This window comes from Dechloromonas agitata is5 (assembly GCF_000519045.1).
Taxonomy (GTDB): domain Bacteria; phylum Pseudomonadota; class Gammaproteobacteria; order Burkholderiales; family Rhodocyclaceae; genus Azonexus; species Azonexus agitatus.
Genome location: NZ_KI912532.1, coordinates 600,706 through 617,774 on the forward strand (window position 1 = coordinate 600,706; position 17,069 = coordinate 617,774).

General features: G+C 63.9%; 14 protein-coding genes. 7 read left to right on the top strand and 7 right to left on the bottom strand.

Annotated elements, in window-relative coordinates; all coding sequences use genetic code 11:
- Nucleotides 1-207: 207 nt before the first annotated feature.
- Nucleotides 208-1,860: a 2,3-bisphosphoglycerate-independent phosphoglycerate mutase gene (gene gpmI, locus K420_RS0103005; protein ID WP_027456749.1), complete on the bottom strand. Its 1,653-nt coding sequence runs from the start codon at nt 1,858-1,860 to the stop codon at nt 208-210.
- A 273-nt stretch (nt 1,861-2,133) separates the two neighbouring features.
- On the opposite strand from gpmI, the gene K420_RS17935 reads away from it, so the two are divergent.
- The 6 genes from K420_RS17935 (at nt 2,134) to K420_RS0103035 (ending at nt 6,209) form a co-directional block, all read left to right on the top strand.
- On the top strand, nt 2,134-2,481 hold the full coding sequence (locus K420_RS17935) for a hypothetical protein (protein WP_035854436.1): 348 nt from the start codon (nt 2,134-2,136) through the stop codon (nt 2,479-2,481).
- A 132-nt stretch (nt 2,482-2,613) separates the two neighbouring features.
- The gene (gene minC / locus K420_RS0103015; RefSeq protein ID WP_027456750.1) at nt 2,614-3,402 is read left to right on the top strand and encodes a septum site-determining protein MinC; all 789 of its coding nucleotides are present in this window, start codon (nt 2,614-2,616) and stop codon (nt 3,400-3,402) included.
- A 41-nt stretch (nt 3,403-3,443) separates the two neighbouring features.
- Nucleotides 3,444-4,259, top strand: a complete 816-nt coding sequence (gene minD / locus K420_RS0103020; protein ID WP_027456751.1) for a septum site-determining protein MinD — start codon at nt 3,444-3,446, stop codon at nt 4,257-4,259.
- A 1-nt stretch (nt 4,260) separates the two neighbouring features.
- On the top strand, nt 4,261-4,515 hold the full coding sequence (gene minE / locus K420_RS0103025) for a cell division topological specificity factor MinE (protein WP_027456752.1): 255 nt from the start codon (nt 4,261-4,263) through the stop codon (nt 4,513-4,515).
- 79 nt (nt 4,516-4,594) lie between these two features.
- Nucleotides 4,595-5,587, top strand: coding sequence for an ATP-dependent Clp protease ATP-binding subunit ClpX (clpX, locus tag K420_RS17940; RefSeq protein ID WP_035854438.1), 993 nt, complete (start codon nt 4,595-4,597; stop codon nt 5,585-5,587).
- Nucleotides 5,588-5,660: 73 nt separating this feature from the next.
- Nucleotides 5,661-6,209, top strand: coding sequence for a rhodanese-like domain-containing protein (locus tag K420_RS0103035; protein ID WP_027456753.1), 549 nt, complete (start codon nt 5,661-5,663; stop codon nt 6,207-6,209).
- A gap of 60 nt (nt 6,210-6,269) precedes the next feature.
- Here K420_RS0103035 and K420_RS0103040 read toward each other — a convergent pair whose 3' ends face one another.
- The 6 genes from K420_RS0103040 to K420_RS0103065 all read right to left on the bottom strand — a co-directional run bounded on the left by K420_RS0103040 (nt 6,270) and on the right by K420_RS0103065 (nt 14,769).
- Nucleotides 6,270-7,337 (bottom strand): GGDEF domain-containing protein, encoded by a 1,068-nt coding sequence (locus K420_RS0103040; RefSeq protein WP_027456754.1) that lies wholly within the window; start codon nt 7,335-7,337, stop codon nt 6,270-6,272.
- 193 nt (nt 7,338-7,530) lie between these two features.
- Entirely contained in the window at nt 7,531-9,204 is a 1,674-nt protein-coding gene (locus tag K420_RS0103045) for a cation acetate symporter (RefSeq protein WP_027456755.1), read from the bottom strand.
- Nucleotides 9,201-9,515 (bottom strand): DUF485 domain-containing protein, encoded by a 315-nt coding sequence (locus K420_RS0103050; protein ID WP_027456756.1) that lies wholly within the window; start codon nt 9,513-9,515, stop codon nt 9,201-9,203. Before K420_RS0103050 ends, K420_RS0103045 begins: the two co-directional genes overlap by 4 nt.
- A gap of 106 nt (nt 9,516-9,621) precedes the next feature.
- Entirely contained in the window at nt 9,622-11,265 is a 1,644-nt protein-coding gene (locus K420_RS0103055; RefSeq protein ID WP_198293784.1) for an electron transfer flavoprotein-ubiquinone oxidoreductase, read from the bottom strand.
- 4 nt (nt 11,266-11,269) lie between these two features.
- A complete protein-coding gene (locus K420_RS0103060) occupies nt 11,270-13,048 on the bottom strand; it encodes an acyl-CoA dehydrogenase family protein (RefSeq protein WP_027456758.1) in 1,779 nt (592 codons plus the stop codon).
- Nucleotides 13,049-13,131: 83 nt separating this feature from the next.
- Complete coding sequence (locus tag K420_RS0103065) at nt 13,132-14,769, bottom strand: acyl-CoA synthetase (RefSeq protein ID WP_027456759.1); 1,638 nt, start codon at nt 14,767-14,769, stop codon at nt 13,132-13,134.
- Nucleotides 14,770-14,977: 208 nt separating this feature from the next.
- On the opposite strand from K420_RS0103065, the gene K420_RS0103070 reads away from it, so the two are divergent.
- Nucleotides 14,978-16,999: a PAS-domain containing protein gene (locus K420_RS0103070; RefSeq protein ID WP_027456760.1), complete on the top strand. Its 2,022-nt coding sequence runs from the start codon at nt 14,978-14,980 to the stop codon at nt 16,997-16,999.
- Nucleotides 17,000-17,069 lie beyond the last annotated feature (70 nt).

The window sequence follows — 17,069 nt, forward strand, 5'->3', positions numbered from 1 at the left end:
GACATCGAGCATCAGCAGATCAAAGCGCTCCTGAGCCAGGCGCTCCAGCGCGACCTCGGCCGACGCCGCTTTGCACACGTCATAGCCACGCTGGATGAGCATGCTCGCCAGTATATTGGGATTAGCTCTTCTCCTCCGCCCCACCTGGCGCGCCGTCGCAAGTGCCCCGGGCGCCGGCGGAATGCGACGGCCGGGGGTGGCTCAGGTCTAACGGACGACGAGCAGGCTGTCGTCCCACGCCGCGTGCTTCCCGAAGCCGAGCAGGTTGGCAACGGTAGCGGCGATATTCGACAGGCCGCAGGTTTCGGTCTGCTGCAGGCCCAGCTTGCCGCCCGAAACGTTGTCGTAAAGGATCAGCGGCACCGGGTTCAGGGTGTGCGCCGTCTTGGCCTTGAAGCTGCCGTCCTTATTCAGGGCAGGCTGCTTGGTCTTCTTGTCCAGCTCGAACATTTCGTCGGCATTGCCGTGGTCGGCGGTGATCAGCGCGACGCCGCCCGCAGCATCGACCGCCTTGAGCAGGCGGCCGAGCGACAGGTCGACGGCCTCAATGGCAATGCGCGCCGCGTCGAAATTACCGGTGTGGCCGACCATGTCGCCATTGGCGAAGTTGCAGCGCAGCACCTGGTACTGGCCGGACTGGATGGCGGCGATCATCGCGTCGGCGATCTCGGCCGCCTTCATCCACGGGCGCTGCTCGAAGGGCACCACGTCGCTCGGCACTTCGAGATAGGTTTCACCGTCGAACTTGCCGGAGCGGTTGCCGTTCCAGAAATAGGTCACATGGCCGAACTTCTGTGTCTCGGAACAGGCGAACTGCGTGATACCGGCCTTGCTGAACCACTCGCCCGACGTGTCCTTGATCGCTGGCGGCGCCACGAGAAAGCGCTTGGGCAGTTGCAGGTCGCCGTCGTACTGCAGCATGCCGGCGTAGGTCACTTGCGGGAAACGCACACGGTCGAACTTGTCGAAATCTGCCTCGACGAAGGCACGGGTGATCTCGATGGCACGGTCGCCACGGAAGTTGTAGAAAACCACGGCGTCGCCATCCGCGATGGTGCCGATCGGCTGGCCATGCTCGGCAATGACGAATTCCGGCAGATCCTGGTCGATGGTTCCGGGGTGCGCGGCACGCAAGCCGTTGACCGCCTCGGTGGCGTTGGCGAACTGCGCGCCTTCGCCGAGCACGTGCGTTTTCCAGCCCTTCTCGACCATCGCCCAGTTGGCATCGTAGCGATCCATCGTGATGTACTGGCGACCGCCGCCCGAAGCGATACGGGCGTCGAAACCATCGGTCGAGATCTCCTTCAGGAAGGCTTCGAAGGGGACGACATAGTCCAGCGCACTGGTTTCCGGCACGTCGCGACCGTCGAGCAGGGCATGGATGCGCACCGTCTGAACGCCTTCCGCCTTGGCCCGCTCGACCATCGCCTTCAGGTGATCGATATGGCTATGCACGTTGCCGTCGGAGAACAGGCCGATGAAGTGGAGCACGCCCGCTTTTCCGTTGATTCCGGCCTTGGCGCCGGCGACGATGTGCTGCCAGGCCTCACCCTGCCAGATGTCGCCGGAGGCGATGGCGTTCGATACCAGCGCCGCCCCCTGGGCATAGACCTGGCCGGCGCCGATCGCGTTGTGGCCGACCTCCGAATTCCCCATATCGTCGTCGGACGGCATGCCGACCGCCGTGCCATGGGCACGCAGGCGGATGTTCGGATACTCGGCGAACAGGCGGTCGAGGGTCGGCTTTTTGGCGGCGGCAATGGCGCTGCCGACATCGGTCTTGGGCAGGCCGTAGCCATCCAGTACGATAACGACAACCGGCCCGGCAACACCGGCGAAAGAGGAAAGCTTCTGCAACATGGCGTATTCCTGCAAAAAGGCCGGCCCCGACAGGGCGGCACGTTGGTAAAGCATCTATTTTACCGCGCCCACCCCGCCCCCCGCCTGCTCGAGACGCCGTCCGGCCGCCGCTCAAAGCCCCGACACGCTTCGAAACATCCGGGTCACACAGCGATACACAAGCTCACATTCCTGATGACATCCGGTGCGCAACCCGCCGCGTTATTCGGCACAAGGCGCTGCACTGTCGCAGCACCGATCGAAGAAACAACCCACCCTTTCAGGAGATTCAAAATGATCAAGACCGTTATCGCACTCGCCGTTGCCGCTGGCTTCGCTTCCGCTTCCTTCGCCCAGGGCGCCGCGGCCCCGGCACCGGCTGCCGCTCCGGCTGCCAAGGTCGTCGCAGCTGCGCCGGCCGCAGCGGAAAAGAAGACCGAGGCAACGAAAGCCGCCGAACCGGTGAAGGCCGAAGCCGCCAAGGTCGAAGCCAAAGCGGAAACCAAGCATGAGGCTCACGAAAAGCACGAGAAGCATGAAAAGCAGACCAAGAAGGCGAGCAAGGCCGCCAAGTCCGAAGCCGCTCCAGCAGCCGCAGCGCCGGCCGCGGTAGCACCGGCTGCTGCCCCGGCCGCCAAGTAAGCGCCTGACACAGCACGACGCCCCGGGCCTACCCGGGGCGTTTGTATTTCCGGCCCCGCCGTCACGCAATTGAGACGAGGCGCCGCATGGCCTGTGGGATAATGCGTTCCCCTTCGCAGTACCGCAGCAGGCATGGCCAAAGACTCACCCATCCAATTCAAGGGCACCGCGCTGAAGATCATTCAGGCGCAGGTGCGTACCACCGACCTCGCCGTCTTGCACGCCGCGCTGGCCGACCTGACCGGCAACAGCCCGGATTTTTTCGAGAACGATCTGGCGGTGCTCGACTTCAGTCAGGCCGGCGATTTGCCGCAAACGGCCGACTGGGCGGCAATCCGCCAGTTGCTGCGCGCCTCCGGCCTGCATGCCGCGGCAACCCTCGGCCTGCCGGATGGGCTCGCGGCCGCGGCCGAAGCGGCCGGACTGCCGGCGATCAGCGCCGATGCGCTGAGCCGGCCGAGCAAGGCGCGCCCAGCGGAAGCCGCGCCGGCTCCTGAGCCACAGCCGGCCCCGGTCGTTGAGACTCCGCCGCACCCGGCCCCGCTTGCCGCCGCACCCGCCGAGCCACCGCCGCGCACGATCACCCTCGACAAGCCGTTGCGCTCCGGCCAGCGCTTCTATGCCAAGGGTTGCGACCTGATCGTCACCGCCATGGTCAGTGCCGGGGCCGAGGTGATCGCCGACGGCAACATCCACGTCTACGCCCCGCTGCGCGGTCGCGCCCTGGCCGGGGCGAGCGGCGACAAGGCGGCGCGTATCTTCACCACCAGCCTGGAAGCCGAACTGGTTTCCGTGGCCGGCCTCTACCGCACCTTCGAGTCCGGCGTGCCGGCCGACCTGGCCCGCCAGCCGGCCACCGTATCGCTAGCCGGCGATGGCGAACAGCAGCGCCTGCACATCGCGCCGCTGGCACTCAGGTAAAATCCATTCCAATTCAATAACCTCCCCAGCGAGAACCCAACGTGACCCGTATCGTTACCGTGACTTCCGGCAAGGGCGGCGTCGGCAAGACGACCACCAGCGCCAGCTTTTCCACCGGCCTCGCCCTGCGCGGCTTCAAGACCGCCGTCATCGACTTCGACGTCGGCCTGCGCAACCTCGACCTGATCATGGGCTGCGAACGCCGTGTCGTTTATGACCTGATCAATGTCATCAACGGCGAAGCGACGCTCAACCAGGCGCTGATCAAGGACAAGCACTGCGACAACCTGTTCGTGCTGCCCGCCTCGCAAACGCGCGACAAGGATGCGCTGTCCGAGGAAGGCGTCGAGAAGGTCCTGAAGGACCTGACGCACATGGGCTTCGACTACATCATCTGCGACTCGCCGGCTGGTATCGAACATGGCGCCGTGATGGCGCTGACCTTCGCCGACGAAGCCATCGTCGTCACCAACCCGGAAGTGTCCTCGGTACGCGACTCGGACCGCATCCTCGGCATCCTGCAGGCCAAGTCCCGCCGCGCGCTGGAAGGCCGCGAAGCGGTCAAGGAGCACCTGCTGATCACCCGCTACAACCCGGCCCGTGTCGAAGCCGGCGAGATGCTCTCGTACAAGGACATCCAGGAAATCCTGCGCGTCGAAATCCTCGGCGTGATTCCGGAATCGGAAGAAGTGCTGCAGGCTTCCAACCAGGGCTCGCCGGTCATCCACCAGAAGGAAACCGATGCGGCCGAGGCCTACCAGGACGTCATCGGCCGCTTCCTTGGCGAGCCGAAGCCCTTGCGCTTCGTGGACTACGTCAAACCCGGCCTGCTGAAGCGCCTGTTCGGAGGCAAGTGAGATGTCGCTGCTCTCCATGCTCTTCGGCAACAAGCCGAAAACCGCTGCAGTGGCCAAGGAGCGCCTGCAACTGATCATCGCCCACGAACGCGACGGCGCTTCCGCCGTCAACTTCCTGCCGCAGTTGCAACGCGAACTGATCGAAGTCATCTCCAAGTACGTGAAAGTGAATCCGGACGACATCCGCGTCTCGCTGGAAAAGCAGGATCGCTACGAAGTGCTGGAAGTGAAGATCGAACTGCCCGAAAAGGGCTGACGCAAAAGCGCCGTGGGCGCCTTTACCGGCCGGTGCAAACCGGCATAGCATCGGGGCATTACCGTCAAGGAATGCCCCGATGTCCATTCAGCTCAAGCCCAGTGAAATCGTCGCCCGCCTCAACGAGCACGTGATCGGCCAGGAAACCGCCAAGAAGACATTGGCCGTCGCCGTTCATGGGCATTTCCGGCGCATGGCACAGAACCTGGGGGGCGAGGTCGAGCTGACCAAGAGCAACATCCTGCTCATCGGGCCGACCGGCAGCGGCAAGACCCTGCTTTGCGAAACCCTGTCGCGCATCCTCGACCTGCCCTTCGTCACCGCCGATGCCACGTCGCTGGCCCAGACGCAGTTCGTCGGCGACGAGATCGAGGCCATCCTGCACCGCCTGCTCGACCGGGCCGGCGGCGATTTGCGCAAGGCCCAGCGCGGCATCGTCTTCGTTGATGAAGTCGACAAGTTGAAGGCGGTGGACGGCCAGGCCCGCGCCACTTCCGGCGAAAGCGTGCAGCACGCCCTGCTCAAGATCATGGAAGGCGCGCCGGTCAAGCTCAAGAACGGGCAACTGATCGACACCACGCAGATCCTCTTCATCTGCGGCGGCGCCTTCGTCGGCCTCGACCACATCCTGACCCAGACGCACACCTTCGGCTTCATCGCGACACAAAGCGGCGACGATCAGAAAATCCTCGAACGCCTGAACGCCCGCATCAAGCCGACCGACCTGCTGGAATTCGGCCTGATCCCGGAGTTCGCCGGCCGCCTGCCCATTGTCACCCGTCTGCACGAGCTGACCCAGGACATGCTGGTGCGCATCCTGACCGAGCCGAAGAACGCCCTCTACAAGCAGTTCCAGGCCATGCTGGCGGCCGATGGCGTGGCGCTCGTCGTGGCGCCGCCGGTCTTCGAGCAGATTGCCGAACTGGCGATCGAATACAAGGCCGGTGCACGCAGCCTGCGGGGCATTTTCGAGGAGATGATGCTCGATGTGATGTACGCCGTGCCGGATCATCCGGCCATCAAGCGGGTGGAAATCCGCTCGCTGTTCGAGCCGCCACGCCTTTCCGGTTAAGCCAGCACCACGTCACAGCAAATTCGAATATTCAAGTAATCTAATGGTTTCAACAAGATCAGGAGGAGGAACCATGAAACGCTTCATCGCCGCAGTTACCCTCGGCTTTCTAACCCTTGCCGCCCACGCCACCGAGCTCGGCATCTCGGCCAAGGAGGCCTACGAGAAGGTCAGGCAGCCCAACACCAAGGTGCTGTTCATCGACGTGCGGGACCCGATCGAAATCATGTTCGTCGGCTTCACCGATGTGGTGCATGCCAACATTCCCTACCTGATCGTCGACCGCACGACCTGGGATGACAAGCGCGGCAATTACAAGCCGAACTACAACCCGAATTTCGTCGCCGACGTGAAGGCCGAACTGGCCAAGCGCGGCTGGGGCGAAGACACCGAGATCATCACGATGTGCCGCTCGGGCAGCGAGCGCGGCCAGCCAAGCGCCGAATACCTGCGCGACAACGGCCTGGTCAACGCGCGCTACGTGATCAACGGCTTTCAGGGCACGGTGATCAAGGAAGGCCCGCAGGCCGGTTTCCGCCTGCAGAACGGCTGGCAGAACAGTGGCCTGCCGTGGAGCAACAAGATGAACAAGGACAAGATGTACGGCTGGACCAATAAGTAGGCTGCCGGTCAACGACAAAGGCCGCCCCAGGGCGGCCTTTGTCGTTTCTGCAGGGAGGCCTCAGAAGAACTCGGCCTCGGCGCAGACCTGTTCCTGGAAGACGCCGGAGGCCAGCAGGTCGTGGTAGGAATAGGTGCGGTTGCGACCATCCTGCTTGGCCTGGTACAGACTGCGGTCGGCCCGGCTGAGCACCTCGACCGGCAGGACGTCCTGCACGGCCTGGCAATAGCCGATACTGATCGTCAGGCGCTCGATCTGCGGGAAGACATGCGCCTCGATGGCCAGCCGGACGCGCTCGAAGACGTTGCGGGCGATCTTGGCATTGTCGGCGGCGATGATCGCGACGAACTCCTCGCCGCCATAGCGGTAGAGCAGGTCCGAACTGCGGAAAGTCTGGGTCATCAGGCGGGAAACGAGGAGCAGGATCTCGTCGCCGACCATGTGGCCAAAACGGTCGTTGATGCTCTTGAAGTGGTCGATGTCGATCACCGCCAGCCAGTAGTTTTCGCCGGGCAGCGTACGACGGCCATCCTCGCGTTCGGCAAAGTGATCGGGCCGGCCGAGCACGCGCCAGATGCGCTCGAAGCTGCCCTCCAGTGCCTGGCGATTGAACAGGCCGGTCAGGCGGTCGCGCTGGCTGATGTCGAGCAATGCGTAATAGTTGGAAAACACCTCCAGGACGCCGCGGATGGTCGCGTCCTCAGCCGCCTGCACCTCGCGGTCGCGCTGGAAGACGAAATAACCGCAGACATCGTTGCCGCCGAACAGCGGATAGGCCACCAGCAGTTCCTTGCCCACCTTGCGCGTGCAGGGCTTGCCGAGCAGGCGCACATTGTCGGTCAGGGCAATGACTTCGGCCGGCAGATCGTTCAGGCGCGACACCTCCTCGACCCGCTCGACCATGCGCGCCACCCCGTCGGCCTCGATCACCTTGGAACGATGGTAGTTGATGACGCGCACCATGTTCTGCTGTTCGTCAGTACGGTACAGCGAGGTATCCAGCACGCCGAGCAACGGCCCCAGCGTGCGCAACAAACTCTGCTCGAGCACCTCGGTGTCGCGGATCGAGGTCATCTTGCCGAGCTTGCCCAGCAACCCGGGCAGCCGACTGTTTCCAGCTTCAGCCATCTTTTCTCTCACGTCGGTGATTGGGAGTTCACTCATGTAGACTGCATAGGATATCGCAAAATCGATTGCAGAATTAGTAATAGTTGCCAAATCTACACAAATGTCATAGCAGCTGAAAAAAAGGGAGCCCGAAGGCTCCCGAAAAGGAACGAGACGACGGTGCTGTTCTCCGAAGTCTCACCCGCAGAGTGGTTTAGTGTGCATGCGCGCCAGCGGCACCGAGGCCGGTCTGGGCACGGATGAACTGCTCCTCGTACGCTTCGGCTTCCTTCGCTGCCCGAGCGCTCTTGTCGGTAACCGACATCAGCCAGGTCACGAAGAAGGCCAGCGACATGGAAACGATGGCCGGATGGTCGTACGGGAAGATGGCAGCCTTGTTACCGAGAATCTTGACCCACACGGTCGGCGACAGGATGACCAGACCGACCGCGGACACCAGACCGGCAATGCCGCCCCACAGCGCGCCACGGGTGGTCAGGCCCTTCCAGTACATGGAGAGGATCAACACCGGGAAATTGACCGAGGAAGCGACGCCAAAGGCCAGCGCGACGAGGAACAGCACGTTCTGGTCCTTGAAGGCGATACCCAGGCCGATGGCGGTGAGGCCAAGGAAGACCGACGCATAGCGGGTCACCTTCATTTCCTGCTGGCTGGATGCCGTCCCCTTCATGATCACGCGGGCATACAGGTCATGCGAGATGGCGGATGCACCGGCCAAGGCAAGACCCGACACGACGGCCAGGATGGTGGCGAAGGCCACGGCCGACAGGAAACCGAGGAAAACGTCGCCGCCAACCGCCTTGGCCAGGTGCATGACCGGCATGTTGCCGCCACCGATCAGCTTGCCGCCGACCTGACCGCCCTCGAAGAAGGCCGGGTTGGTGCCGACGATGGTGATCGCACCGGCGCCGAGGATGATGGTGACCAGGAAGAACAGGCCGATGAAGCCGGTGGCGTAGAACACCGATTTGCGGGCTTCCTTGGCGTTGGGCACGGTGAAGAAGCGCATCATGATGTGCGGCAGGCCGGCGGTACCGAAGAGCAGGCCGAGCGACAGCGAGAAGGCGGAAACCGGATCGGCCATCAGCGAACCCGGGGCCATCAGCTTCTCACCCATCTTGTGCGATTCGATCGCCTTGCCGAACAGGGTGTCGAGCGACCAGCCAAACTGGGCCAGCGTCAGCAGCATCAGCGAGATGCCACCGCCGAGCAGCAGGCAGGCCTTGATGATCTGCACCCAGGTCGTTGCCGTCATGCCGCCGAAGGTGACGTACACCATCATCAGGATACCGACCACGGCCACCGCCACGTTGTACTCCAGGCCGAAGAGCAGCTGGATCAATTGGCCGGCGCCGACCATCTGCACGATCAGGTAGAAGCAGACCACGGTCAGCGAGCCGATCGCCGCAAAGGTGCGGATCCGGTTCTGGTCGAGACGGTAGGAGGCGATGTCGGCGAAGGTGAACTTGCCGAGGTTGCGCAGGCGCTCTGCCATCAGGAAGAGGATGATCGGCCAGCCGATGAAGAAGCAGACGGCGTAGATGAAGCCGTCGTAGCCCTTGAAATAGACCATCGACGTAATGCCGAGCAGGGTCGCGGCCGACATGTAGTCGCCCGCGATGGCCAGGCCGTTCTGGAAACCCGTGATGCCGCCGCCGGCGGTGTAGAAGTCAGCCGTCGACTTGGTCTTGCCGGCCGCCCACTTGGTGATGCCCAGCGTGGCGATGACGAAGACCAGGAACATGGCGATGGCGCTGACGTTGACCGGCTGCTTCTCGACGCCTTCGATGGCCCCCGGCCCCGCAAAGACAGCAAAGGAGACGGCCAGCAGGCTGCCGGCGATCAATGCACTGATCGAACGCTTCATTTGCGGGCCTCCTTCAGGATTTCCTCGTTGAGACGATCGAACTCGCCATTGGCACGACTGACATAAACCCCGGTCAGCAGCCAGCCGACGACGACGATCAAGGCGGCAACCGGCCAGCCGATGGTGATCACGCTACCTTCGCCGATCTTGGTCGCAAACACCTGCGGCTGCAGGGAAACCATGGCCATGTAGGCGTAGTACGGCACCAGCACGATCAGCGACAACAAAACCGCAAAGCGCGTGCGCTTGCCGACCATTTCGGCAAACTTCGGATTATTCCGAATCTTCACCTGGATACTTTCTTGAGACATGAGACCTCCTGGAAACTCCGATTGATTTGAAGCTGCGCTGCTCTCTGGTTCTGCTTTTTAATGCTGCGCCCGGCCTGAGCAAGGCCCGGCCGGGCGTCAGGTGTTCTTACATGTTGGGATAGTTCGGCCCGCCGCCGCCTTCCGGCACCGACCAGTCGATGTTCTGGGTCGGGTCCTTGATGTCGCAGGTCTTGCAGTGCAGGCAGTTCTGCCCGTTGATCTGCAAGCGCGGCCGGCCCTCTTCCTCACCGAGGATTTCGTACACCCCGGCCGGGCAATAGCGCGTTTCCGGTGAACCGAACTTCGCGTAATTGACCGATATCGCCACCGACGCATCCTTCAGGCGCAGGTGGCAGGGCTGGTTTTCCTCATGGTTGGTCGCCGACAGGAAGACCGACGACAGACGATCGAAAGTCAGCTTGCCATCCGGCTTCGGATACTCGATCTTCGGGTAGGCCTTCTTGTCGCCCAGTTGGCTGTGGTCGTCGTGGTGACGCAGGGTCCACGGCGCCTTGCCGCCGAACAGGAAGGTATCGACCGCCCCGTAGGCCAAGCCGCCCCACAAGCCCCACTTGAAGGCGGGACGGATGTTGCGCACCTGGTGCAGTTCGGCCCACAGCCAGCTCTGCTGGATCTGCTCGGCGTATTCGGTCGCTTCCGCCCCGGCATTTTCCTTCTGCAGATGCTCGAACACCGCCTTGGCGGCGACGATGCCGGACTCCATGGCCATGTGCGTGCCCTTGATCTTCGGCACGTTGAGGAAACCGGCCGTATCACCGACCAGTACGCCCCCCGGGAAGGTCAGCTTGGGCACCGACTGGAAACCGCCTTCGGACAGCGCCCGGGCGCCATAGGAAATGCGCCGTCCTCCCTCGAAGAAGCCGCGGATGGCCGGGTGCGTCTTGTAGCGCTGGAATTCCTCGTACGGCGACAGCCACGGGTTCTTGTAGTCGAGGCCGACGACGAAACCGACCGCCACCAGGTTGTTTTCCAGGTGATAGAGGAAGGAACCGCCGTAGGTGTCGCTCTGCAGCGGCCAACCCACGGTGTGCATGATCAGGCCCGGCTGGTGCTTGGCCGGATCGATTTCCCACAACTCCTTGATGCCGATGCCGTAGGTTTGCGGATCGACGCCGTCGCGCAGGTTGAACTTCGCCCACAGCGCCTTGGTCAGCGAACCACGGCAGCCTTCGGCAAAGATGGTCTGCCTGGCATGCAGTTCCATGCCCGGCTGGAAGTTGGCCGTCTGCTCGCCTTCCTTGCCGACGCCCATGTCGCCGGTGGCGACGCCCTTGACCGAGCCATCCTCGTGGTAGAGCACCTCGGCGGCGGCAAAGCCCGGGTAGATCTCGACGCCGAGTGCCTCGGCCTGCTCGCCCAACCAGCGGCAGAAGTTACCCAGGCTGATGATGTAGTTGCCGTGGTTGGCCATCTGCGGCGGGGTCGGCAGCTTGAACGAACCGCCCTCGGTCAGGAAAACCAGGCGATCGTCGGCGGCCGGGGTGTTGAGCGGCGCGCCGCGCTCCTGCCAGTCCGGGAACAACTCGTTCAGCGCATGCGGCTCGATCACCGCGCCGGACAGGATGTGGGCGCCGATCTCGGAGCCCTTCTCCAGCAGGCAGACGGACAATTCCTTGCCAGCCTGTTCGGCAAGCTGCTTGAGCCGGATCGCGGCAGACAGCCCCGAAGGGCCGCCGCCGACGATCACGACGTCGTATTCCATCGCATCGCGATCAGTACGCATGGTCATGGCCTTAGAACAGCGGCTCGGCCAGGGCTAGCGTCGACGCACCACCGCCGGTCACTTCGGCCGCGTAGGCGGCGGCGAAGGGCAGCTGGTGGGCGGCGAAGTAAGCAGCCGTGGCCAGCTTGGCAGTGTAGTAGCCGTCGCTGCTGCCTTCGGCGATACGCTGTGCGGCAACCAGGGCCGACTTGCCCATCAGCCAGCCACCGACGACGATGCCGGTCAGCTTCAGGAAGGGCACGGAGCCGGCATGCACGGCGGCCGGATCGGTCGCGTAGGTGGCCAGAATCCAGTCGGCGGTGCTGTTCAGCGCGGCGATGCCGGCCTTCAGGTTGGCGGCGATACCGGCCAGCTGGGCGTTGCCGGCGATGGCTTCGGCATCGGTGCTCATCTCGGCGATCAGCGCCTTCATGGCGGCGCCCGGCACCTTCTCGCGGGCCAGCTTGCGGCCGACCAGGTCGTTGGCCTGAATGGCGGTGGTGCCTTCGTAGATGGTGGTGATGCGCGAATCGCGGTAGTACTGGGCGGCGCCGGTTTCCTCGACGAAGCCGACGCCACCGAAGACCTGCAGCGCGGTCGAAGACAGTTCGACACCCTGCTCGGTGCTCCAGCCCTTGACCACCGGGGTCAGCAGGTCGATGCGGGCCTGGGCGCCGTCGATGCCGGCCTTGGCCTTGTCGATCTGAGCAGCCGCGTAATAGGCCAGCGTGCGCATGGCTTCGGTGCGTGCCTTGCACTCCATCAGCAAGCGACGGACATCCGGGTGGTGCAGGATGGTCTTCTTCTCGCCGGACTTGTCACCGATGATGGCGCCCTGCACGCGCTCGCGGGCATACCACAGGGCATGCTGGTAGGCGCGCTCGGCGATGCCGACACCTTCCAGGCCGACGTTGACGCGGGCGTGGTTCATCATCGTGAACATGTAGCCGACACCCTTGTTCTCCTCGCCGATCAGGTAGCCGACGCAATTGTCCTTCTCGCCGTAGGACATGACGGCGGTCGGGCTGCCGTGGATGCCGAGCTTGTGCTCGATGGAGGCGCAGATCAGGTCGTTGCGGGCGCCGAGCGAACCGTCGTCGTTGACCAGGAACTTCGGCACCAGGAAGAGCGAAATGCCTTTCAGTCCCGGCGGCGCATCCGGCAGGCGGGCCAGCACGAGGTGGACGATGTTCTCGGCCACATCGTTTTCGCCCCAGGTGATGAAGATCTTGGTGCCGGACACGCGATAGGTGCCGTCGTCCATCTTCTTCGCCTTGCTGCTGATCGCGGCCAGGTCGGAGCCGGCGGCCGGCTCGGTCAGGTTCATGGTGCCGGTCCAGGTGCCTTCGACCATCTTTGGCAGGTACTTCTGCTTCAGCTCGTCGGACGCGTGGTGGGCGATGGCTTCGATGGCGCCGCCGGTCAGCATCGGGCACAGCGCGAAGGCCATGTTGGCCGACTTCCACATTTCATTGACCGCCATGGTGACGGCTGCCGGCAGGCCCTGGCCGCCGTATTCGGCATCGAAGGGCATGGCGTTCCAGCCGTTGTCGCGGAACAGCGCGTAGGCGTCCTTGAAGCCCGGCGCGGTGGTCACCACGCCGTCCTTGCAGACGGAGCCGACGGTGTCGCCACCGCGGTTGATCGGATCGAGCACGCCGCTGGCGAACTTGGCGGCTTCTTCCAGGATGGACTCGGCCAGATCGACCGACATTTCCTCATTACCCGGCAGGGCGCAGATTTCTTCCAGGCCGGCGATTTCCTTCAAGACGAACTGCATGTCGCGCAGCGGGGCGGTATAGGTACTCATGGGCGGGTTTCCTTTAATTGTGTGGGCGCTGTCGCTAGTCGTCAGCCATGGCGAGCTAACAAGCGGCGACTAGCGACTAATGACTACTCGATGGCCAGGGCCGACTGGGCGTGCTGGCGGAGGACGTACTTCTGGATCTTGCCGGTCGAGGTCTTGGGCAGTTCGCCGAAGACGACCTGCTTGGGCACCTTGAAGCGGGCCAGGTGGCCGCGGCAGTGCTCGATGATCTCGGCTTCCGTGCACGTTGCATCGGCCTTCAGCTCGATGAAGGCGGCCGGCACCTCGCCCCACTTCTCGTCGGGCTTGGCGACGACGGCGGCGGCGACGACGGCCGGATGGCGGTAGAGGACATCCTCGACCTCGAGCGACGAGATGTTTTCGCCCCCGGAGATGATCACGTCCTTGGAGCGATCCTTGATCTTCACGTAGCCGTCGCTATGTACGACGGCCAGGTCGCCGGTATGGAACCAGCCGCCGGCGAAGGACTCCTCGGTAGCCTTCTCGTTCTTCAGGTAACCCTTCATCACCAGGTTGCCGCGGAACATGATCTCGCCCATCGTCTCGCCATCCCAGGGCACCGGCTCCATCGACACCGGGTCGAGGACGGTGATCGCCTCCTGCATGTGGTAGCGCACGCCCTGACGGCCGTTGCGAGCCGCCTGCAGGTCGATCGGCAGGCGATCCCATTCCGGCTGCTTGGCGCAGACAGCGGCCGGGCCGTAGGTTTCGGTCAGGCCATAGACGTGGGTGATGTTGAAGCCCATGCGCTGGGCGCCTTCGATGATGGCGGCCGGCGGGGCGGCACCCGCGATCAGGCCGTTGACCTGATGCTCGATGCCTTGGCGCAGGCTTTCCGGGGCGTTGATCATCATGCCGTACACGATCGGTGCGCCGCACATGTGGCTGACCTTGTGCTCCTTGATCAGGTCGAAGATCAGCGCAGGATCGACCTTGCGCAGGCAGACGCTGGTACCGGCATTGGCGGCCAGCGTCCACGGGAAGCACCAACCGTTGCAGTGGAACATCGGCAACGTCCACAGATAGACTGAGTGCGGCGGCATGCCCCAGGAAATGATGTTCGAGGCCGAATTCAGGTAGGCGCCGCGGTGGTGGTAGACGACGCCCTTCGGGTTGCCGGTGGTGCCCGAGGTGTAGTTCAGCGCGATGGCATCCCATTCGTCTTCCGGCAGCTGCCAGGCGAAGTCGGGCGAACCTTCGTTGAGGAAGGCCTCGTAGTCCTTCTCGCCCAGCGACTCACCTTCGGTATAGTCCGGATCGAGGCTGTCGATGACCAGCGGCTTCGGCCCTTCGAGCAGTTCCAGCGCGGCCTTGATGACCTTCGAGAATTCCGGATCGGTGATCAGCACCTTGGCTTCGCCATGGGTCAGCATGAAGGCGATGGCCTCGGCGTCGAGGCGGGTGTTCAGCGTGTTGAGCACGGCACCGACCATCGGCACGCCGAAATGGCACTCGAACATCGCGTTGGTGTTGGGCAGCATCACGGCGACGGTGTCGCCCTTGCCGATGCCACGCCCCTTCAGGGCAGAGGCCAGCTGGCGGGAGCGGTCGTAGCTATCCTTCCAGGTGTATTGGCGGGCACCCTGGATGACGGAAACGCGCTTCGGATAGATGAAGGCCGACCGTTCGATGAAGGTCAGCGGCGACAGCGGGACATAGTTGGCCGGATTCCGGTCCAGCCCTACGGTGTACGGGTTAACCAAGGTAAATCTCCTCACGTTTGCTTGCCGAGTGTGCTGTTCTCGTTGGGGCAAGTTGTTGCCCGGCCCAGGCGAACGTCTGCGGTGCGCGCCCATTACCGTGCTTATGTTTTCGAGGAGAATGGCAAAACACCCTTGCGCAACTATTGGCAGAATGTAACGAATCGTTACGCTCCAGATTGCATCGTTTCGCCTGCACTAGAATCGCCCGATGCCGCCCGAAACCACCGCCACCGACCCCAGCCAGCGCTATGACATGCTGCAGGCCGGCCTCGACCTGCTCGACCAGGGCATCACCGTTTTCGACGGCGATCTGCGGCTGGTGGCCTGGAACCGGACCTTCCTCGACCTGCTTGAATTCCCTGACCAGCTGGCCTATGTCGGTGCGCCTTTCGAGGGCTTCATCCGCTTCAACGCCGAACGCGGCGAATATGGCCCGGGCGACAAGGAAATCCAGATCGCCCAGCGCGTCGCCGCCGCCCGCAATTTCGCGCCGCATGTCACCGAGCGCCAGCGGCCGAACGGCAAGGTCTTGCTGCTGCGCGGCGAACCCCTGCCGCACTGCGGCTTCGTTACCTTGTACAGCGACGTCACCGAGCAGCGCTACATCGAGCACCTGACCGAGCACCAGAACATCCAGCTCGAGGAGCGCGTCCGCCGACGTACCGCCCAGCTTGAAAACACCTTCGCCAACCTGCGCAAGGCCAACGAGGAAAACGAACGGATCGCCGCCGCCCTGCGCCGCAGCGAGGCCCGTCTGCGCCTGATCAACGACACCATCCCCATCCTGATCGGCTACGTCGACAAGGACGAGGTGTATCGCTACGCCAACAAGGGCTATTCGGACTGGTACGGCCATCCGGAAGGCGGCGTGACCGACCGCGGCGTCCTCGACGTGATCGGCCCCGAGGTCTATGGCCAGGTGAAGGATTCCGTCAAGCGCGCCCTCTCCGGTCAGCAGGTCACCTACGAGTACCAGATGCAGCGCCAGGGGCAGACCGTCCATGCGCAAAGCACCCTGGTCCCGGAAATCAGCGCCGAGGGCGAAACCCTCGGCTTCTTCGTCTTCTCGCACGACATCACCGAACAGAAGCGCATGCAGGCGGCGCTACTCCAGGCGCAGAAGATGGAAGCCATCGGCCAGCTGACCGGCGGCCTGGCCCACGACTTCAACAACCTGCTCACCGTCGTCATCGGCAACCTCGCCGCGCTGCAAGACCACCGGCCGGACGATGCCGAGCTCAACGAATTCGTCGAGCCCGCCCTGCAGTCGGCCCGCCGCGGCGTGCAGCTGATCAAGCGCCTGCTCACCTTCTCGCGCCAACAGCCGCTGGAACCGCAGGTCGTCGATATCGGCCAGCTGATCGGCAGCCTGGCCAAACTGGTGCGGCGCTCGCTGCCCGAATCGATCAGCGTTTCCACCGATCTCGGCGGAGCCAGCATCCACACCCTGGTCGACCCCGGGCAACTGGAAAGTGCCCTGCTCAACTTTGCGCTGAATTCGCGCGATGCCATGCCGCAAGGTGGCCGCCTGCACATCGCGGCGCGTGCCGTCGAACTTGACGCCGATGCCACCGCCTTCGACGTCAAGCCCGGCCGCTACGTGCTGATCGAGGTCGCCGACAACGGCTGCGGCATGGATGCCGAGACGCTGGCCCGCGCCTGCGAACCCTTCTTCACCACCAAGCGCCTCGGCCTGGGCAGCGGCCTCGGGCTGGCCATGGCTTACGGTTTCGCCAAGCAATCGGGCGGCGGCGTGACCATCCACAGCCAGCCGGGCCAGGGAACGACCGTGCTACTCGTCCTGCCGCAGGCAATCCCGGAACCGGAGGCCAACCTGCCGGGCGAGGACAGCGATCTCCCGCACGGCGGCGAACTGGTCCTGCTGGTCGAGGACGAACCCAACGTCCGCCGCGTCGTACGGCAGCAGCTGATCGACCTCGGCCACCCGGTGATCGAGGCCGAGAACGGGCGGCAGGCACTGGACATGATCGACCAGATCCTCGACATCGCCATCGTCGTCAGCGACGTCATCATGCCCGGCGGCCTCAACGGTCGGCAGCTGGCCGAAACCGTGCTGGAACGCCACCCGGCGATGCGCATCGTGCTGATGAGCGGGTATACCGACGAGGCCGCCGCCGAGGGGGCCAACGACCTGCCCGTGCTGGCCAAGCCCTTCGTCCGCCAGGACCTCGCCCACGCCCTGCAGCGCGCGAAACGGGAACGGACATGAGCACGACCTTCACCCCGGGGCAAGGAGGCACCCGGCGGAACGACCGGGTTTTTGCCTTGCTCTGCCCTCC